A 17,896-nucleotide genomic window follows, 5' to 3' on the forward strand; every position below is an offset into this window, starting at 1 on the left:
GTGACACGGACAGGCTCATGCCGGCGCCTTGCCTTTGGGCCGGATGCCGGAGTCACCCATGCGCGGGCGACCCTGCTCGGCTTCGGTCAGCGGTGGGCATTCGACAAGCGCGGTCATGCAGCGCTGCGTCAGGTGCTGATACTCCGCCGTGCCGCGCTGCTTCCAGGCCAGCTCCTGGTCGGTCAGCGGGCGCTTGACCTGTGCCGGGCTACCCACCACCAGGCTTTGTTCGGCGCATTCGAACCCCGCCTTGACAAAGGCCGTGGCAGCAACGATGCAGCGCGGGGCTACATGGGCACCATCCATTACCACGGCATTCATGCCTACCAGGGCATCTTCGCCCACGCGGCACCCGTGCAGCACCGCGCCGTGGCCGACATGCCCATTGCGTTCTATGACCGTATCGCCCCCCGGAAAGCCATGCATCACGCAGGTGTCCTGCAGGTTGGCGCCCTCCTCCAGCACGATGCGGCCGAAGTCGCCCCTGAGTGAGGCCAGCGGGCCGACGTAGCAATGAGGGCCAACGATGACATCGCCAATCAGCACTGCGCTCGGGTGCACATAGGCAGTTGGGTGAACCACGGGGGTCAGGCCTTCTAGCCGGTAGCAAGGCATGGCAAAGCTCCTGAAATGATTTGAAATGTGACGAATCCTTGTATCACAAAAATGTTGCGCGTCAATTGTGCGAATGCCTGTATCGCTTTGTTGCCAGCCTTATTTGCATGCTGTTTTTGCAGTAAAAGCCCTATTTATCTGAGGATGAATCGTTAAATCACTTTTTTGAATAGCTCATCTTTCGCGCAGAAATCATCACAAAGAGATACGTGAAACACTTTTTGATGTTGCTTTGGTGTATCGCATAAGGCATATACTGTCCGCACCTGAACGTGGTGCAGCCCACGTCCCTGCAAACAATTCCAAGAAATGCCGGCCAATCGATGTGCCGTGCGAGCAGCCAGAGGAACCCGATATGCCTCGTTATCTCGATGCGCAAGCGCCGGAGCACGGCGTCCGGCTCATCACCCTGCAACGGCCAGAAGCGCTGAATGCTCTGTGCACAGCGTTGCTGGCCGAGCTGGCCAGCGAGCTGGATGCCGCCGAGCGTGATGATCAGACCCATGCCGTGGTGATTACCGGCAGCCGCAAGGCGTTCGCCGCCGGCGCCGACATTGGCGAGATGGCCGAGCGCGACCTGGTCGGCATCCTCAATGACCCTCGCGTTGCGTGTTGGCAACGGATAGCCGCGTTCTCCAAGCCGCTGATCGCCGCCGTTAACGGCTACGCCCTGGGCGGCGGTTGCGAGCTGATGATGTGCGCCGACATCGTCATTGCGGGCAGCGACGCCCGTTTCGGCCAGCCGGAGATCAACCTCGGCATCATCCCCGGCGCTGGCGGCACCCAGCGCCTGCTGCGCGCGGTTGGCAAGCCGCTGGCCATGCACATGGTGTTGACCGGTGAAGCCATCAGCGCCCAGCACGCCTTGCAAGCCGGCCTGATCAGCGAAATCACCCAGCCGGAACTGGCCGTGGAGCGGGCCGTGCAAGTGGCCCGCATTATCGCGGCCAAGGCGCCGCTGGCAGTGCGCCTGGCCAAGGAAGCCTTGCTCAAGGCCGGCGATACCGACCTTGCCAGTGGCCTGCGCTTCGAGCGCCACGCGTTCACCCTGCTCGCCGGCACCGCCGACCGCAATGAGGGTATTCGCGCCTTCCAGGAAAAACGCCAGGCCCGGTTCAAAGGCTGCTGAGCACCTCCCCATTCGACTGACCAAGCGAGTCTGCCATGACGTTCGAACACATCCTGTTTTCCATCGAGGACGGCGTTGCCCTCCTGTCGCTGAACCGCCCGGAGCAGCTGAACAGTTTCAACACGCCCATGCACCTGGAAGTGCGCGAAGCCTTGAAGCAAGTACGCCAGAGCAAAGATGCACGGGTGTTGCTGTTGACTGGCGAAGGCCGCGGCTTCTGTGCAGGCCAGGACCTGTCTGATCGCAATGTCGCGCCAGGGGCCGACATGCCGGACCTGGGTGAGTCCATCGATAAGTTCTACAACCCACTGGTGCGCACCCTGCGCGATTTGCCGCTGCCGGTCATCTGCGCCGTCAACGGCGTGGCTGCGGGCGCCGGGGCCAATATTCCGCTGGCCTGTGACCTGGTACTGGCCGCCCGTTCGGCCAGCTTCATCCAGGCCTTCTGCAAGATCGGCCTGGTGCCGGATTCTGGCGGCACCTGGCTGCTACCACGGCTAGTCGGCATGGCGCGGGCCAAGGCGTTGGCGATGCTGGGCGAACGCCTTACGGCCGAACAGGCCCAGCAATGGGGGTTGATCCATCGCGTGGTCGACGATGCCGCGTTGCGCGACGAGGCCCTCACCCTCGCCCGCCACCTCGCCACGCAGCCCACTTACGGCCTGGCCCTGATCAAGCGCAGCCTGAATGCCAGTTTCGATAACGGGTTCGACCAGCAACTGGAACTGGAGCGCGACCTGCAGCGCCTGGCTGGCCGCAGCGAGGACTACCGCGAAGGCGTAAGCGCTTTCATGAACAAGCGCACGCCTGCGTTCAAGGGGCGTTGAGCATGAGCGCACTCGACCGCAACACCCAAGTGGCCGTGATCGGTGCAGGCGCCATGGGCGCAGGTATCGCCCAAGTGGCCGCGCAAGCCGGCCACCCGGTCAAACTCTACGACAACCGCCCCGGCGCCGCCGCTCAGGCAGTGGCGGGTATCGATCGTCAGCTCGCCCGCTTGGTAGAAAAAGGCAAGTTGCCTGCGGGCGAGCGGGAAGCGATCGTCGCCCGCCTGTGCCCAGCCGACACCCTCGACACCCTGGCCGATGCCCGCCTGGTGATCGAAGCCATCGTTGAAAACCTGTCAGTGAAGCAGGCCTTGTTGCACGAGCTTGAAGCGCTGTGCGCAGACGACTGCATCCTGGCCAGCAACACCTCGTCACTCTCGATCACCAGCCTGGCCGCTGGCTTGAAGCGCCCACAGCAAGTGGTGGGAATGCATTTCTTCAACCCGGCACCGTTGATGGCCCTGGTCGAGGTCGTTTCGGGGTTGGCTACCGACCCTGCCGTGGCCGCCAGCCTTTACGACACCGCCAAAGCCTGGGGCAAACAGCCGGTGCATGCCCGCTCAACGCCGGGCTTTATTGTCAACCGTGTAGCCCGGCCGTTCTACGCCGAGAGCCTGCGCCTGTTGCAGGAAGGTGCAGCCGATTGCGCCAGCCTGGATGCGCTATTGCGTGACGCCGGCGGCTTTCGCATGGGGGCCTTCGAGCTCACCGACCTGATCGGCCATGACGTCAACTATGCCGTCACCTGTTCGGTGTTCGAGGCGTTTTATGGCGATTTCCGCTTCCAGCCTTCGCTCGTGCAAAAGGAGTTGGTGGATGCCGGGCGCCTTGGCCGCAAAACTGGCCAAGGTTTCTATAGCTACGCCGAAGGCGCCGAGCGCCCGCAACCTACAGCGCTGCAAAGCACGGCGCAGGTTGAGTCCTGCGTTATCGAGGGGCATCTGGGCGCCATGCAGCCCTTGGTCGAGCGTTTGCGCGACAGCGGCATCGCCGTGACCGAGCGCGCCGGCAGTGGCGTGATCCAGGTCGGCGATGCCACGTTGGCGCTTTCCGACGGCCGCCTGGCCACGCAGCGTGCCCGCGAAGAAGGCCTGCGCAACCTGGTACTGGTCGATCTGGCCCTGGACTACAGCACGGCTTCCCGCATTGCGATCAGTTGGTCTGCCGACACCACCCGTGAGGCCCGCGACCAGGCCGTTGGCTTGTTAACCCGCGCCGGCCTGAAAGTGACCGCAGTCGCCGACCTGCCTGGCCTGGTCGTGCTGCGTACGGTGGCGATGCTGGCCAACGAAGCCGCCGATGCCGTGTTGCAAGGTGTTGGCTCGGCAGCCGATATCGACCTGGCCATGCGCGCCGGCGTGAACTACCCCTGCGGCCCGCTGGCCTGGGCCTCGCGCATAGGCATAAGCCAGACCTTGCGTGTACTCGACAACCTGCAGCGCAGCTACGGCGAAAGCCGCTATCGCCCTTCCCTGCTATTGCGCCGCTGCGAAGCCCAAGGAGGCAATCTGCATGACTGAAATCGAGCTGGCACAAGCCTGTGCCGATGCCATGTTTTCCCGCGATCACGCCACCCAAGGGCTGGGCATCAGCCTGCTCGAAGCCGGCCCTGGCCAGGCGCGCCTGCGCATGCCGGTGCGCGCCGACATGATCCAGGGCCACGGCACCTGCCACGGTGGCTTCCTGTTCGCCCTGGCGGATTCGGCCTTCGCCTTCGCCTGCAACAGTTACGACCAGGCCACCGTGGCCCTGGGTTGCAGCATCGACTACCTGGCGCCGGCACTGCGCGACGACGTGCTGACCGCCACGGCCAGCGAAGTCAGCCGCAAAGGCCGTACCGGCCTGTATGACGTTCGCATCGAGAACCAGCGCGGTGAGCTGGTGGCGATGTTCCATGGCAAATCCTACAAAGTACGCGGCACGGTGCTCGCGCAGGAGACACAAGATGACTGAACACACCCTGGCCGATGCGCTGATCATCGACGCCGTGCGCACGCCGATCGGCCGCTACGCCGGCGCCTTGAGCGGCGTGCGCCCCGACGACCTGGCCGCCATCCCGCTCAAGGCCCTGATCGCCCGCCACCCGGAGTTGGATTGGGCAGCAGTGGACGACGTAATCCTCGGTTGCGCCAACCAAGCCGGTGAGGACAACCGCAACGTTGCCCGCATGGCCAGCCTGCTGGCGGGCCTGCCGATCGAGGTGCCGGGCACCACCCTCAATCGCTTGTGCGGCTCTGGCATGGACGCCATTGGCAACGCGGCCCGTGCCCTGCGCTGCGGTGAAGCCGGGCTGATGCTGGCCGGCGGCGTGGAGTCGATGTCGCGCGCGCCGTTCGTCATGGGCAAATCGGAGCAAGCCTTTGGCCGCGCCGCCGAACTGTTCGATACCACCATCGGCTGGCGCTTCGTCAACCCGTTGATGAAGGCCGAACATGGCACCGACTCGATGCCTGAGACGGCTGAGAACGTCGCTGCCCGTTTCGGTATCTCCCGTGAAGACCAGGACGCCTTCGCCCTGCGCAGCCAGCACAAGGCTGCCGCCGCCCAGGCCCGAGGCCGCCTGGCCCAGGAGATCGTGCCGGTCGAAATCCCCCAGCGCAAAGGGCCGGCCAAGCGCGTCGAGCACGACGAACACCCGCGTGGCGACACCACGCTGGAGCAGTTGGCCAAGCTCGGCACGCCGTTCCGCGAGGGTGGCAGTGTCACCGCTGGCAACGCCTCTGGTGTCAACGACGGTGCCTGTGCACTGCTGCTGGCGAGCAGCGCAGCGGCCCGGCGCCATGGCCTTAAAGCCCGCGGGCGCATTGTCGGCATGGCTGTGGCCGGGGTCGAGCCGCGCATCATGGGCATCGGCCCGGTGCCGGCTACCCGCAAGGTGCTCGAACTCACCGGGCTGTCGCTGGCCGACATGGATGTCATCGAGCTAAACGAGGCCTTCGCTGCCCAAGGCCTGGCGGTATTGCGCGAGCTGGGCCTGGCCGACGACGACAAGCGGGTCAACCCGAACGGCGGCGCCATTGCCCTGGGGCATCCGTTGGGCATGAGTGGCGCGCGCCTGGTCACCACCGCACTGCACGAACTGGAAGAAACTGCCGGACGCTACGCCCTGTGCACCATGTGCATCGGCGTTGGCCAAGGCATCGCCATGGTCATCGAGCGCCTCTGACCAACGGCTTGTTACCGAACACAACGCAGCCGGTTATGCTGCGCCCATGACACTCACCGCCCGGCTGCGAACCCGCGCCGGTCGGCGTACAAGAACAATTCGAGTGAAGCCATGAACATGTACCATGATGCCGATCGTGCCCTGCTTGACCCTATGGAAACCGCCAGCGTCGACGCCCTGCGCCAGCACCAATTGGAGCGCCTGCGCTGGAGCCTGAAACACGCCTACGACAACGTGCCGCTGTATCGCAAGCGCTTCGACGAATGCGGCGCGCACCCCGATGACCTCAAGTCGCTCGACGACCTGGCCAAGTTCCCCTTCACCGGCAAGAACGACCTGCGCGACAACTACCCGTACGGCATGTTTGCCGTGCCCCAGGAAGAGGTCGTGCGCCTGCATGCCTCCAGCGGCACAACGGGCAAGCCGACCGTGGTCGGTTATACCCAGAACGACATCGACACCTGGGCCAATGTGGTCGCCCGCTCGATCCGCGCCGGCGGCGGGCGCAAAGGCGACAAAGTGCACGTTTCGTACGGTTATGGCCTGTTTACCGGCGGGCTCGGCGCGCATTACGGTGCCGAACGGCTGGGGTGCACGGTCATCCCAATGTCCGGTGGCCAGACCGAGAAGCAGGTGCAACTGATCCGCGACTTCCAGCCCGACATCATCATGGTCACGCCCTCTTACATGCTCAACCTGGCCGACGAGATCGAGCGCCAGGGCATCGACCCGCACGACCTCAAGCTGCGCCTGGGCATCTTCGGTGCCGAGCCCTGGACCGACGAACTGCGGCGCTCCATCGAGCAGCGCCTGGGTATCCAGGCCCTCGACATCTATGGCCTGTCGGAAATCATGGGGCCCGGTGTGGCAATGGAGTGCATCGAAACCAAAGATGGCCCGACCATCTGGGAAGACCACTTCTACCCCGAAATCATCGACCCGGTTACCGGCGAGGTACTGCCGGACGGGCAATTGGGCGAGCTGGTATTTACCTCGCTAAGCAAGGAGGCGCTGCCGATGGTGCGCTACCGAACCCGTGACCTGACCCGCCTGCTGCCAGGCACCGCGCGGCCGATGCGGCGGATCGGCAAGATCACCGGGCGCAGTGACGACATGCTGATCATTCGTGGGGTCAATGTGTTCCCGACCCAGATTGAGGAGCAGGTACTCAAAATAAAACAGCTTTCAGAGATGTACGAGATTCATCTGTATCGCAATGGCAACCTGGACAGTGTCGAGGTGCACGTGGAGCTGCGTGGCGAATGCCAGGCGATGGACGAGGGCCAGCGCAAGCTGCTGATCGGTGAACTGACCAAGCAGATCAAGACCTACATCGGCATCAGCACCCAGGTGCGACTGCAGCCCTGCGGCACGCTCAAGCGTTCTGAAGGCAAGGCGTGCCACGTGTTCGACAAACGGTTGGCCAGCTGACTTATCAGCTGCCTTTTTACGGCCCCGGCTCAGTCCGGGGCTTTTTTTTGCCTGCCCTTTCGCAGTGCAAGGCTGCTCCTACAGGTGGTGCGCGCCCTTGTAGGAGCAGCCTTGTGCTGCGAAAGGTCCGCAAAGCGATACATAAATCTTATTCGATACACATAAAACTGTTTGACGTTATGTTTTGTATCGCTTACAAATGACTCATGCCTTAGCAGGAGTCGGAACATGTACGCACAGCTAGTCGAAACCGGCGTCAAACGCGTCAAGTCCCTGGACGAAATGTCGCCCGAAGAGCGCGACTTCCAGAAAAAGATCGATGCCGAGATCAAGATCGAAGCCAAAAACTGGATGCCCGAGGCCTACCGCCAAACGCTGATCCGGCAGATCTCCCAGCACGCCCACTCGGAAATCGTCGGCATGCTGCCTGAAGGCAACTGGGTCACCCGCGCCCCAAGCCTGAAACGCAAGCTGCAACTGATGGCCAAGATTCAGGACGAAGCCGGCCACGGCCTGTACCTGTACAGCGCCATGGAAACCCTCGGCGCCGACCGCGACGAAGAGATCGCCAAGCTGCACAGCGGCAAGGCCAAGTACTCGAGCATCTTCAACTACCCGACCCTGAGCTGGGCCGACATGGGCGCCGTAGGCTGGCTGGTCGATGGCGCTGCGATCGTCAACCAGGTGGTGCTGCAGCGCACCTCCTACGGCCCCTACTCCCGCGCCATGATCCGCATCTGCAAGGAAGAGAGCTTCCACCAGCGCCAGGGCTACGAGCTGCTGCTGACCATGATGCGCCACGGTACCCAGGCTCAGAAGGACATGGTTCAGGACGCCATCAACCGCCTTTGGTGGCCATCGTTGATGATGTTTGGCCCCAGTGACGAGCACTCCCCCAACAGCGCCCAGTCGATGGCGTGGAAGATCAAGCGCCAGACCAATGATGAGCTGCGCCAGCGCTTCATCGACCAGACCGTGCCACAGCTCGAGCTGCTCGGCTGCACCGCGCCCGACCCGCACCTGAAGTGGAACGAAGCCCGCGGCCACTACGATTTCGGCGACATCCAGTGGGACGAGTTCTACGAAGTCATCAAGGGCAACGGCCCCTGCAACCTGGAACGTGTCGCCACCCGGCGCAAAGCCATCGAGGACGGCGCCTGGGTACGCGAGGCCGCCGTGGCCTATGCGCGCAAGCAACAGAACAAGAACGCCGCGTGAGCGGCGATTGATGCGGAGATCGAAAATGTCTGTCTGGACCCTCTACGAAGTGTTCGTGCGCAGCAAGCACGGCCTGAACCACAAGCATGTCGGCAGCGTGCATGCCGCCGACGCCGCCATGGCCATCGAGAATGCCCGTGAGCTGTACACCCGCCGCAGCGAAGGCGTGAGCCTGTGGGTGGTGCCATCGGCGCTGATCACCGCCTCCTCCCCTGACGAGAAAGACCCGCTGTTCGCCCCCTCGGACGACAAGGTCTACCGCCATGCCAGCTTTTACGAGCTGCCCGACGAAGTCGGACACATGTGAGGTTGGCCATGCATAAAGAAGCGCTTATCCCCTATTTGCTGCTCCTGGGCGACAGTGCCCTGGTGCAGGGCCAGCGGCTCTGTGAATGGTGCGGCCACGCACCGGCCATCGAGGAAGAACTGGCCTTGATGAACGTCGGCCTCGACCTGGTCGGCCAAGCCCGCAATTGGCTGGACTACGCCGCCGAATTGCTCGACGACGGCCGTGACGCCGATGCCCTTGCCTACCGCCGTGACGAACGCGCCTACCGCAACCTGCTGCTGGTCGAACAACCCAATGGCGACTTCGCCGTGACCATGACCAAGCAGTTTTTATACGACGCCTGGCACTTCGCGGTGCTGCAGGGCCTGGCTGCGTCCCGCGATGAGCGTATCGCCGGCATTGCTGCCAAGGCACTCAAGGAGGTCACCTACCACCTGCGTCGCTCCGGTGAGTGGGTGCAACGCCTGGGCGGTGGCACCGACGAAAGCCGTCGGCGCATGCTAGACGCCATCCCAGCGCTGTGGCGCTTCACCGTTGAACTGACCGCGGGTAGCGACAGCGAAGTTCAGCTGGCCGAAGCCGGCATCGCTGCTGACCCGGCCGCCGTCGGCGCGGCCTGGCTCAAGCAGGTAAGCGCGATTTTCGACTCGGTCGAGCTGCCGCTGCCCAAAGCCGCCAGCTATTTCTACCTGGACGGTCGCAAAGGCCTGCACACCGAGCACTTGGGGCTGTTGCTGGCCGAAATGCAGTTCCTGCCACGGGCCTACCCCGATGCGACCTGGTGAGCTGATCGCCAGCGACCTCGGCGCCCGTGCCGCCCGAGGCGACGACCTGGCCCGGGCCTGGGCGGTGCTGGAGCAGGTCATGGACCCGGAAGTGCCGGTGGTGAGCGTGGTTGACCTGGGCATTGTCCGCGACCTGGACTGGCGCGCCGGCCACCTGCACCTGGTCGTCACGCCAACCTATTCCGGTTGCCCGGCGACCGAGGTGATCGAGGCCGATATCCGTGACGCGCTGCAACAGGCCGGTTTTGCTGCCCCCGCACTGGAGCGGCGCTTGACCCCGGCCTGGAGCACCGACTGGATCAGCGACCTGGGCCGCCAACGCTTGCGCACCTATGGCATAGCGCCGCCCGAAGGCAGCACCAGCAAGCGCAGCCTGCTCGGTGAGGCGCCCCAAGTGTGCTGCCCGCAGTGTGGCAGCGCGCATACCGAACTGCTCAGCCAGTTCGGCTCCACGGCTTGCAAGGCGCTGTACCGCTGCCGCGAGTGCCTGGAGCCATTCGACTATTTCAAATGCATTTGAGCCGTGGAGAACACCATGAGCCAGTTTCACAGCCTGACCATCAAGCAAGTACGCAACGAGACCCGCGACGCCGTGTCCATCGTCTTTGACGTACCCGAGCACCTGCAGACGCAATTCCGCTTCACCCAGGGCCAGTACCTGGTCATGCGTACCCAGCTGGATGACGAAGAAGTGCGTCGTTCCTATTCGATCTGCAGCGCCGTGCAGGACGGCGAACTGCGTGTGGCTGTCAAGCGCGTGCCAGGTGGGCGTTTTTCGGCCTTTGCCAATGAAGAGCTCAAGGCTGGCCAGCAACTGGAGGTGATGCCGCCGTCGGGCAGCTTCTTCGTGCCGCTCGACCCCGCCCGCGAAGGCCACTACCTGGGCGTTGCCGCCGGCAGCGGCATTACGCCGATCCTGTCGATCATCGCCACCACCCTGGCCACTGAACCGCACAGCCGTTTCACCCTGCTCTACGGCAACCGCTCAAGCTCCGGTGCGCTGTTCCGCGACAAGCTCGAAGACCTGAAAAACCGTTACCTGGACCGCCTGAACCTGATTTTCGTGTTCAGCCGCGAGCAGCAGGACGTCGACCTGTACAACGGCCGGATCGATGCCGACAAATGCGGCCAGCTGTTCTCCCGCTGGCTGGACGTCGCCACGCTGGACGCTGCGTTCATTTGCGGCCCCCAGGCCATGACTGAAACCGTGCGTGACAGCCTGCAGGCCAACGGCATGGCCAAGGACCGCATCCACTTCGAACTGTTCGCCGCCGCGGGCAGCGAAGCGCGCCGCGAAGCCCGTGAAGCTGCGCGCCAGGTGGATTCGGCGCTCAGCCATATCACCGTGATCAGCGATGGCCGGGCGCTGAGCTTCGACCTGCCGCGCAACAGCCAGAACGTGCTGGACGCCGGCAACGCCATCGGCGCCGAACTGCCGTACTCGTGCAAGGCCGGCGTGTGCTCGACCTGCAAGTGCCGGGTGATCGAAGGCGAGGTCGAGATGGACAGCAACCATGCGCTGGAAGACTACGAAGTGGCGGCGGGGTATGTGCTGTCGTGCCAGACCTACCCGGTGAGCGACAAAGTGGTGCTCGACTTCGACCAGCTCTGATACCTGGCCCGCGTTGAGGCCCTAAGCACCACCGCAACACCTGTGTGACCTCAAAAACAACTACAACACCAAGAGATCGCTTGCCATGACCCCCGAACGCATAGAAAGCATCGCCAACCATCCCGACTTCCAGCACCTGGTCCGGCGCAAACGTCGCCTCAACGGCACCCTGACCCTGGCCATGCTGGTGATCTATTACGGCTTCGTCCTGTTGGTGGCGTTCTCCCCCAGCACCCTCGGCCAATCGCTCAGCGGTGGCGTGACTACCGTCGGCATGCTGGTGGGCGTGCTCATGGTGCTGCTGTCGTTCGCCCTCACCGGCATCTACGTGCACCGCGCCAACAACGTGCTCGACCCGCTGAACGACAAGGTCAAGCAGGAGTGCGCGCAATGAACTGGACTGCCATTTCGATGTTCATGGTGTTCGTCTGCTTCACCCTGCTGGTGACCCGCTGGGCCGCATTGCGGACCCGCTCGGCGAGTGACTTCTACACCGCTGGCGGCGGCCTGACCGGCATGCAGAACGGCTTGGCGATCGCCGGCGACATGATCAGCGCAGCGTCCTTCCTGGGCATCTCGGCCATGATGTTCATGAACGGCTACGACGGCTTGCTCTACGCCCTGGGCGTACTGGCCGGCTGGCCAATCATCCTGTTCCTGATCGCCGAACGCCTGCGCAATTTGGGCAAGTACACGTTTGCCGACGTCGTGTCCTACCGCCTGGCGCAAACCCCAGTGCGCCTGACCTCGGCATTCGGCACCTTGGTCGTCGCGCTGATGTACCTGGTGGCCCAGATGGTCGGGGCCGGCAAGCTGATCGAACTGTTGTTTGGCATCAGTTACCTGTACGCGGTGATGCTGGTCGGGGTGTTGATGGTCGCCTACGTGACCTTCGGCGGCATGCTGGCAACCACCTGGGTGCAGATCATCAAGGCCGTGATGTTGCTGTCCGGCACCAGCTTCATGGCGTTCATGGTGCTCAAGCACTTTGGCTTCAGCACCGAAGCGATGTTTGCCAGCGCCGTGGCCGTGCATGCCAAGGGCCAGGCGATCATGGCGCCGGGTGGCTTGCTGTCGAACCCGATCGATGCGATTTCCCTGGGCCTGGGCATGATGTTCGGCACTGCGGGCCTGCCGCATATCCTGATGCGTTTCTTCACCGTCAGCGATGCCAAGGAAGCGCGCAAGAGTGTGTTCTACGCCACGGGTTTCATCGGCTACTTCTACTTGCTGCTGATTGTCATCGGCTTTGGCGCCATCGTCATGGTCGGCACCGAGCCGTCCTACCGCGATGCGGCAGGCGCGATCATCGGCGGCGGCAACATGGTCGCGGTGCACCTGGCCCAGGCGGTGGGTGGCAACCTGTTCCTGGGTTTCATCTCTGCCGTGGCCTTCGCCACCATTCTTGCGGTAGTGGCAGGCCTTGCGTTGTCCGGCGCTTCGGCGGTTTCCCACGACCTCTATGCCTGCGTGGTACGCAAAGGCCAGGCCACTGAACAGGAAGAAATGCGTGTCTCGCGTATCGCCACCCTGGTGATCGGCTTGCTGGCAGTGGTGCTGGGGCTGGTGTTCGAGTCGCAGAACATCGCCTTCCTCTCCGGCCTGGTACTGGCCGTGGCTGCATCGGTCAACTTCCCGGTGCTGCTGCTCTCGATGTTCTGGAAGGGCCTGACCACCCGTGGTGCAGTGTGCGGCAGCATGGCCGGTTTGCTCTCGGCCGTGGCGCTGGTGGTACTCGGCCCGGCAGTGTGGGTCAACGTGCTGCACAACGAACAGGCGCTGTTCCCTTACAGCAACCCGGCGCTGTTCTCGATGAGCCTGGCGTTTTTCGGCGCCTGGGTGTTCTCGGTCACCGACACCTCCGCGCGTGCCAGCGAGGAGCGTGGTCGCTACCTGGCGCAGTTCATTCGCTCCATGACCGGTATCGGCGCTGCCGGCGCCAGCAAGCACTGATTTCGAGAACAACCATGTCGGGTACAACAACAATGAACCGCACTCGCTTCTCTTCTGCCGCTTGGCTTGCCACGCTCGCCCTGCCCTTGCCGGCCATGGCCGACTTCGTCAGCGACAGCCATGCACGCCTGGAACTGCGCAACCACTACATCAACCGCGATTTCCGCCAGAGCAATGCTCCGCAGGCCAAGGCCGAGGAATGGGGCCAAGGCTTTACCGCCCGCGTGGAGTCCGGTTTTACCGAAGGCCGGGTGGGCTTCGGCGTGGACGCCATGGGCCAGCTGGGTCTCAAGCTTGACTCCAGCCGCGACCGCCGCAACACCGGCTTGCTGCCCTTTGGCCCGAACAGCCACGAGCCTGTCGATGACTACAGCGAGCTGGGCTTGACCGGTAAAGCACGGGTTTCCAAGAGCACCCTGCGCCTGGGCACCCTGCAGCCGATCCTGCCGGTGGTGGTGTACAACGACACCCGTCTGTTGTCTTCCACGTTCCAGGGCGGCCTGCTGACCAGCCAGGAGCTCAATGGCCTCACCGTCAACGCCGGGCGCCTCACCAAGGCCAACCTGCGCGATTCGTCCGGCCGCGATGACATGGGCTACGGCGCAGCCAGCAGCGACCACCTGGATTTCGGCGGCGGCAGCTATGCCATCACCCCACAGACCAGCGTCAGCTATTACTACGCCAAGCTCGAAGACATCTACCGCCAGCAGTTCGTCGGCCTGGTCGATACCCGTCCACTGGGCGAAGGCCTGAGCCTGCGCAGCGACCTGCGCTATTTCGACAGCCGTAACGACGGCGCCGAGCGTGCCGGCAACATCGACAACCGTAACTTCAACGCCATGTTCACCCTCGGCGTCAGGGCGCACAAGTTCACCGCCACCTGGCAACAGATGTCCGGCGACAGCGCCTTCCCCTTCGTCAACGGCGGCGACCCGTTCACCGTCAACCTGGTGACCTACAACACCTTCACCCGCGCCGGGCTCGATTCCTGGCAGGTGCGCTACGACTACGACTTCGTCGCCATGGGCATCCCGGGCCTGAGTTTCATGACCCGCTACACCGACGGCCGCCACGCCGAGACCGCCACGGTCAGCAACGGCCGTGAGCGCGAACGCGACACCGACCTCACCTACGTCATCCAGAGCGGCCCGTTCAAAGACGTCAGCCTGCGCTGGCGCAACGTCACCTTCCGTTCCGGCAATGGCCTGACCAATGCCGTGGACGAGAACCGCCTGATCATCGGCTACACCTTGGCGCTGTGGTAACAGCGCCCTTCCCCCATTAGAACAGCATGGAGAACAGCATGTCTGACGCCCCAACCCTGCAAAGCTTCATTGCCGGTCGCTGGATCGGCCAGCACGGCGCCCAGGCCCTGCGCAGCGCCTTGAACGGTCACGTTCTGGCCTACAGCCATGAAGAGCGCCCGGATTTCGCCGAAGCCGTGGACTTTGCCCGCGCCCGTGGCCTGGCCGCCCTCATGGCCATGGACTTCCAACAGCGCGCCGCACGCCTCAAGGCCCTGGCCTTGTACCTGGCCGAGCGCAAAGAGCAGCTGTACGCCTTGTCCCACCACAGTGGCGCCACCCGCGCCGACAGCTGGATCGACATCGAAGGCGGTAACGCCACACTGTTCGCCTATGCCGGCATCGGCAGCCGCGAACTGCCCTCCGGCAACCTGGTGCACGAAGGCCCTGCAATACCGCTGGGCAAGCAAGGCCACTTTGCCGGCAGCCATATCCTGGTGCCACGTGCCGGGGTCGCCGTGCACATCAACGCGTTCAACTTCCCGATCTGGGGCATGCTCGAGAAGTTCGCCCCGACCTTCCTGGCTGGCATGCCGTGCATCGTCAAACCCGCCACCTCGACCAGCTACCTGACTGAAGCCGTGGTGCGCCTGATGAACGCGTCGGGCCTGTTGCCCGACGGCAGCTTGCAGTTGGTGATCGGCAGCACCGGCGACTTGCTCGACCGCTTGCAGGGCCAGGATGTAGTGACCTTTACCGGCTCCGCCGATACCGCCGCCAAACTGCGCGTGACGCCGAACCTGATCCGCAACTCGGTACCGTTCACCGCCGAAGCGGATTCGCTGAACTGCGCGATTCTCGGCCCGGACGTGACCCCGGACAGCGAAGAGTTTGACCTGTACATCAAGGAGGTGGCCCGCGAGATGACCACCAAGGCCGGGCAGAAATGCACCGCCATCCGCCGCGCCATCGTCCCGGTCAAGCATATCGATGCCGTCGCTACCCGCCTGCGCGAACGCCTGAGCAAGGTGGTGGTGGGCGACCCTTCAGTGGAAGGCGTGCGCATGGGCGCCCTGGCCTCGCATGACCAGCAGCGCGACGTCGGCGAGCGTGTACGCAGCCTGCTGCAGAGCTGCGACCAGCTGTTCGGCGCCAGTGACGGTTTTGCGCCGCGTGGTGAGGGTGTTGCCGAGGGCGCGTTCTTTGCGCCGACCCTGCTCCAGGCCCGCTACCCGCATGCTGAAGGTGGTGCGCACGATATCGAAGCGTTCGGCCCGGTCAGCACGCTGATGGCCTACGATGACCTTGACGAAGCCCTGACCCTGGCTGCCCGCGGCAAGGGCAGCCTGGTGGCGACCCTGGTCACTGCCGACCGCGCCGTTGCCGCCAAAGCCATCCCGGTGGCGGCTGCCTGGCACGGCCGCCTGCTGGTGCTGGACCGCGAAGCCGCGCTGGAGTCCACCGGGCATGGCTCGCCGCTGCCGCAACTCAAGCACGGCGGCCCCGGCCGCGCGGGTGGCGGTGAAGAGCTGGGCGGCCTGCGCGCAGTCAAGCACTACCTGCAGCGTGCGGCCGTACAAGGCTCACCGAGCATGCTCACGGCAGTAACGGGCGAGTACGTGCGCGGCGCAGAAGTGATCGAGAGCGAAGTGCACCCGTTCCGTCGCTACTTCCAGGACTTGCGTATCGGCGAGTCACTGTTAACCCACCGCCGTACGGTAACTGAGGCAGACCTGGTCAACTTCGGCTGCTTGTCGGGTGACCACTTCTACATGCACTTCGACGAGATCGCCGCCAAGGAATCGCAGTTTGGCAAGCGTATCGCCCATGGCTACTTCGTGCTGTCGGCAGCGGCAGGCCTGTTTGTATCCCCTGGCGCCGGCCCGGTACTGGCCAACTACGGCCTGGATACCCTGCGCTTCATCAACCCTGTAGGCATTGGCGATACGATCCAGGCGCGCCTGACCTGCAAGCGCAAGATCGACCAGGGCAAGGCTAGCCCGTTGGGGCAGCCGCAAGGCGTGGTGGCGTGGGACGTTGAGGTTACCAACCAGCTGGGTGAGCTGGTGGCCAGCTATGACATTCTGACCTTGGTATTGAAGAAGGTTGACTGAGTAGCCTACCTGCCAAACGATGGGCTGCCTCGCAGCCCATCGCTCATTCATTCATCAACCCACCACGGCTGGGTCACCCACCGATTGATTGGGCTTGCTCCCGGAAATACGCCAGCTCACGGCGGTAATCCCATACCGTTCGGCCATTGGCCTGCTGACTTTCTTGATCTTTTCCCGCCCGAATTTCGGAATGATGCCGATGCCCGCATCACAGCTGGCCCAATGCCAGGCCTCGGCATTGTCCAACCGTTCCAGGCGGATGATGAAACTGCGCGGTTGGCCATGCAGTTGGTAGTCGATGATGTACAGCTGTGGACCAGGCATCGCAGGGGCCTCCTCTTCTCCATGGATGACCTTTTGATTGATCTGGGCAGTGCCAGAAAATTCAAAAAATTTGCCAACCTAGGTCAATCGCTACGGTCGCCGTCCGCCGCCATGGCTGTTCTGGCCACCCTTGCGGCCGGCTTCAGCGGCGCGTTCACGGTCGTTGGCGAAGTTGCCGCCCGACACCTTGCCGCCTTTGTGCCCGGCGCGGGAGGCTTTTTCCCGGTCGTTGGCGAAATTGCCCGAGTTGGTTTCCTTGGTGCCGCCGCGCTGGCTGGTACGTTCTTGATCACGTGCCATGTGGTATCTCCTTGCGATGGAAAGGTTGCTGGGCCGTACCTTGATTCCGAGCCAGCAAACACGGGCAATGCTCAATCGAATTGCACACGGCTGACGGGTGGCGCCAAACGTCCCCAGGCCAAATGCTTGCGTGGCGGCATTAGGCATGCACGCTCCACTGGGTGGAATCGGACTCGATCGGCAGTTCGTCGATGGCATGGATCAGCCCGCTCTCCAGTGCCTCCTCGGGCCCCAGTATTCGCGGGTAGGCCATCAGGTAACGGGGCACGTCCAGCACTTCGGCACTGCCTTCGGTTCGCTCTGCCACGATTTGAGCGTACAGCCGCAGGTCGTAATCCAGGCTCATGGCGTATTCGGCCATCCTGGCGTGGTCGACCGACCCGTGCAGCGTCCAATGGAAGGGGTGAAACAGGAACTTGCTGAACGCGCAGGCGGTGCGATGTTCGCCCGCCAGAAACAGGATGTTGCCCATCGATTCCACCGTCCCCAGGTTGTGGGTATGCAGCGGAATCGGCAGCGCCCGCAGGAAGTTGTACAAGGTAAACCCGTAGCTGCACTCCCCGCCCATGGTCGCGATGTTCAGTTGCAGCAGCTGTGCGCCCTGCTGCATGGCGCGCGAACAGGTGTTGATCAGGTTGCCGCAAGTGGATGAGTTGATCGGCCCGGTGAAATGGATGATGTGTCTGGCCATGTTTGCCTCCAGGGTTGGCGGTTCATGCCGGTGAATGGCCAATCCGTCATGGGGGTGTAGTCGTCTTTTGCACCCGCTATGCGGTGGAGACGCCAACCGCGGCAAAGTTCAACTCTGCGTGCATTCCCCGTTGGTCAACCGTGCTGAACCTCACGGCCGCGCATCAGTCGCACCTTCAGAGCGACCTCTCAAAAAGCT

18 protein-coding genes and 1 pseudogene are annotated in these 17,896 nt (G+C 63.5%); 15 read left to right on the forward strand and 4 right to left on the reverse strand.

Going from position 1 to position 17,896, the window contains the following annotated elements:
- Nucleotides 1-15: 15 nt before the first annotated feature.
- Entirely contained in the window at nt 16-615 is a 600-nt protein-coding gene (gene paaY, locus QOS90_RS14305; RefSeq protein ID WP_027593251.1) for a phenylacetic acid degradation protein PaaY, read from the reverse strand.
- A gap of 355 nt (nt 616-970) precedes the next feature.
- On the opposite strand from paaY, the gene paaF reads away from it, so the two are divergent.
- The 15 genes from paaF to paaZ all read left to right on the forward strand — a co-directional run bounded on the left by paaF (nt 971) and on the right by paaZ (nt 16,383).
- Complete coding sequence (gene paaF, locus QOS90_RS14310) at nt 971-1,744, forward strand: 2,3-dehydroadipyl-CoA hydratase PaaF (protein ID WP_027593250.1); 774 nt, start codon at nt 971-973, stop codon at nt 1,742-1,744.
- 35 nt (nt 1,745-1,779) lie between these two features.
- Nucleotides 1,780-2,571, forward strand: a complete 792-nt coding sequence (gene paaG, locus QOS90_RS14315; protein ID WP_027593249.1) for a 2-(1,2-epoxy-1,2-dihydrophenyl)acetyl-CoA isomerase PaaG — start codon at nt 1,780-1,782, stop codon at nt 2,569-2,571.
- Between the two features lie 2 nt (nt 2,572-2,573).
- Nucleotides 2,574-4,091 (forward strand): 3-hydroxyacyl-CoA dehydrogenase PaaH, encoded by a 1,518-nt coding sequence (paaH, locus tag QOS90_RS14320; protein WP_027593248.1) that lies wholly within the window; start codon nt 2,574-2,576, stop codon nt 4,089-4,091.
- Nucleotides 4,084-4,524, forward strand: coding sequence for a hydroxyphenylacetyl-CoA thioesterase PaaI (paaI, locus tag QOS90_RS14325; RefSeq protein ID WP_027593247.1), 441 nt, complete (start codon nt 4,084-4,086; stop codon nt 4,522-4,524). Before paaH ends, paaI begins: the two co-directional genes overlap by 8 nt.
- A complete protein-coding gene (gene pcaF / locus QOS90_RS14330; protein ID WP_027593246.1) occupies nt 4,517-5,737 on the forward strand; it encodes a 3-oxoadipyl-CoA thiolase in 1,221 nt (406 codons plus the stop codon). Before paaI ends, pcaF begins: the two co-directional genes overlap by 8 nt.
- Nucleotides 5,738-5,848: 111 nt before the next feature.
- Nucleotides 5,849-7,168 carry a phenylacetate--CoA ligase PaaK gene (gene paaK / locus QOS90_RS14335; RefSeq protein ID WP_027593245.1) on the forward strand — a complete coding sequence of 440 codons (1,320 nt, stop codon included), beginning with the start codon at nt 5,849-5,851 and terminating at the stop codon, nt 7,166-7,168.
- A gap of 228 nt (nt 7,169-7,396) precedes the next feature.
- Nucleotides 7,397-8,386, forward strand: coding sequence for a 1,2-phenylacetyl-CoA epoxidase subunit PaaA (paaA, locus tag QOS90_RS14340; protein WP_027593244.1), 990 nt, complete (start codon nt 7,397-7,399; stop codon nt 8,384-8,386).
- Between the two features lie 25 nt (nt 8,387-8,411).
- Nucleotides 8,412-8,693: a 1,2-phenylacetyl-CoA epoxidase subunit PaaB gene (gene paaB, locus QOS90_RS14345; protein ID WP_004374528.1), complete on the forward strand. Its 282-nt coding sequence runs from the start codon at nt 8,412-8,414 to the stop codon at nt 8,691-8,693.
- An 8-nt stretch (nt 8,694-8,701) separates the two neighbouring features.
- Entirely contained in the window at nt 8,702-9,460 is a 759-nt protein-coding gene (paaC, locus tag QOS90_RS14350) for a 1,2-phenylacetyl-CoA epoxidase subunit PaaC (protein WP_027593243.1), read from the forward strand.
- Nucleotides 9,447-9,980 carry a 1,2-phenylacetyl-CoA epoxidase subunit PaaD gene (gene paaD / locus QOS90_RS14355; protein ID WP_085272846.1) on the forward strand — a complete coding sequence of 178 codons (534 nt, stop codon included), beginning with the start codon at nt 9,447-9,449 and terminating at the stop codon, nt 9,978-9,980. Before paaC ends, paaD begins: the two co-directional genes overlap by 14 nt.
- 15 nt (nt 9,981-9,995) lie before the next feature.
- The gene (gene paaE, locus QOS90_RS14360; RefSeq protein WP_085272845.1) at nt 9,996-11,072 is read left to right on the forward strand and encodes a 1,2-phenylacetyl-CoA epoxidase subunit PaaE; all 1,077 of its coding nucleotides are present in this window, start codon (nt 9,996-9,998) and stop codon (nt 11,070-11,072) included.
- A gap of 85 nt (nt 11,073-11,157) precedes the next feature.
- Complete coding sequence (locus tag QOS90_RS14365; RefSeq protein WP_027593240.1) at nt 11,158-11,466, forward strand: DUF485 domain-containing protein; 309 nt, start codon at nt 11,158-11,160, stop codon at nt 11,464-11,466.
- Nucleotides 11,463-13,025 carry a cation acetate symporter gene (locus QOS90_RS14370; RefSeq protein ID WP_027593239.1) on the forward strand — a complete coding sequence of 521 codons (1,563 nt, stop codon included), beginning with the start codon at nt 11,463-11,465 and terminating at the stop codon, nt 13,023-13,025. The genes QOS90_RS14365 and QOS90_RS14370 overlap by 4 nt, the downstream gene beginning before the upstream one ends.
- A gap of 32 nt (nt 13,026-13,057) precedes the next feature.
- The gene (locus QOS90_RS14375) at nt 13,058-14,290 is read left to right on the forward strand and encodes an OprD family porin (protein ID WP_027593238.1); all 1,233 of its coding nucleotides are present in this window, start codon (nt 13,058-13,060) and stop codon (nt 14,288-14,290) included.
- Between the two features lie 38 nt (nt 14,291-14,328).
- Nucleotides 14,329-16,383, forward strand: a complete 2,055-nt coding sequence (paaZ, locus tag QOS90_RS14380) for a phenylacetic acid degradation bifunctional protein PaaZ (RefSeq protein ID WP_085272844.1) — start codon at nt 14,329-14,331, stop codon at nt 16,381-16,383.
- A gap of 54 nt (nt 16,384-16,437) precedes the next feature.
- Here the strand turns inward: paaZ and QOS90_RS14385 are convergent, their stop codons facing one another.
- The 3 genes and pseudogenes from QOS90_RS14385 to QOS90_RS14395 all read right to left on the reverse strand — a co-directional run bounded on the left by QOS90_RS14385 (nt 16,438) and on the right by QOS90_RS14395 (nt 17,698).
- Complete coding sequence (locus QOS90_RS14385; RefSeq protein WP_027593236.1) at nt 16,438-16,707, reverse strand: DUF6555 family protein; 270 nt, start codon at nt 16,705-16,707, stop codon at nt 16,438-16,440.
- A 90-nt stretch (nt 16,708-16,797) separates the two neighbouring features.
- A pseudogene (locus tag QOS90_RS14390) lies at nt 16,798-16,953 on the reverse strand (con-10 family general stress protein); the annotation flags it as partial.
- A 193-nt stretch (nt 16,954-17,146) separates the two neighbouring features.
- Nucleotides 17,147-17,698, reverse strand: coding sequence for an ATP-dependent Clp protease proteolytic subunit (locus tag QOS90_RS14395; protein WP_027593234.1), 552 nt, complete (start codon nt 17,696-17,698; stop codon nt 17,147-17,149).
- Nucleotides 17,699-17,896 lie beyond the last annotated feature (198 nt).

Source organism: Pseudomonas sp. LAIL14HWK12:I10, assembly GCF_900184205.1.
In the GTDB taxonomy this organism is placed as follows: Bacteria; Pseudomonadota; Gammaproteobacteria; order Pseudomonadales; family Pseudomonadaceae; genus Aquipseudomonas; species Aquipseudomonas kermanshahensis.

Excerpts from the sequence above, each read along its gene's own strand:
- paaY (WP_027593251.1), bottom strand. The coding sequence starts at position 615 with ATGCCTTGCTACCGGCTAGAAGGCCTGACCCCCGTGGTTCACCCAACT.
- paaF (WP_027593250.1), top strand. The coding sequence starts at position 971 with ATGCCTCGTTATCTCGATGCGCAAGCGCCGGAGCACGGCGTCCGGCTC.
- paaG (WP_027593249.1), top strand. The coding sequence starts at position 1,780 with ATGACGTTCGAACACATCCTGTTTTCCATCGAGGACGGCGTTGCCCTC.
- paaH (WP_027593248.1), top strand. The coding sequence starts at position 2,574 with ATGAGCGCACTCGACCGCAACACCCAAGTGGCCGTGATCGGTGCAGGC.
- paaI (WP_027593247.1), top strand. The coding sequence starts at position 4,084 with ATGACTGAAATCGAGCTGGCACAAGCCTGTGCCGATGCCATGTTTTCC.
- pcaF (WP_027593246.1), top strand. The coding sequence starts at position 4,517 with ATGACTGAACACACCCTGGCCGATGCGCTGATCATCGACGCCGTGCGC.
- paaK (WP_027593245.1), top strand. The coding sequence starts at position 5,849 with ATGAACATGTACCATGATGCCGATCGTGCCCTGCTTGACCCTATGGAA.
- paaA (WP_027593244.1), top strand. The coding sequence starts at position 7,397 with ATGTACGCACAGCTAGTCGAAACCGGCGTCAAACGCGTCAAGTCCCTG.
- paaB (WP_004374528.1), top strand. The coding sequence starts at position 8,412 with ATGTCTGTCTGGACCCTCTACGAAGTGTTCGTGCGCAGCAAGCACGGC.
- paaC (WP_027593243.1), top strand. The coding sequence starts at position 8,702 with ATGCATAAAGAAGCGCTTATCCCCTATTTGCTGCTCCTGGGCGACAGT.
- paaD (WP_085272846.1), top strand. The coding sequence starts at position 9,447 with ATGCGACCTGGTGAGCTGATCGCCAGCGACCTCGGCGCCCGTGCCGCC.
- paaE (WP_085272845.1), top strand. The coding sequence starts at position 9,996 with ATGAGCCAGTTTCACAGCCTGACCATCAAGCAAGTACGCAACGAGACC.
- QOS90_RS14365 (WP_027593240.1), top strand. The coding sequence starts at position 11,158 with ATGACCCCCGAACGCATAGAAAGCATCGCCAACCATCCCGACTTCCAG.
- QOS90_RS14370 (WP_027593239.1), top strand. The coding sequence starts at position 11,463 with ATGAACTGGACTGCCATTTCGATGTTCATGGTGTTCGTCTGCTTCACC.
- QOS90_RS14375 (WP_027593238.1), top strand. The coding sequence starts at position 13,058 with ATGAACCGCACTCGCTTCTCTTCTGCCGCTTGGCTTGCCACGCTCGCC.
- paaZ (WP_085272844.1), top strand. The coding sequence starts at position 14,329 with ATGTCTGACGCCCCAACCCTGCAAAGCTTCATTGCCGGTCGCTGGATC.
- QOS90_RS14385 (WP_027593236.1), bottom strand. The coding sequence starts at position 16,707 with ATGCCTGGTCCACAGCTGTACATCATCGACTACCAACTGCATGGCCAA.
- QOS90_RS14395 (WP_027593234.1), bottom strand. The coding sequence starts at position 17,698 with ATGGCCAGACACATCATCCATTTCACCGGGCCGATCAACTCATCCACT.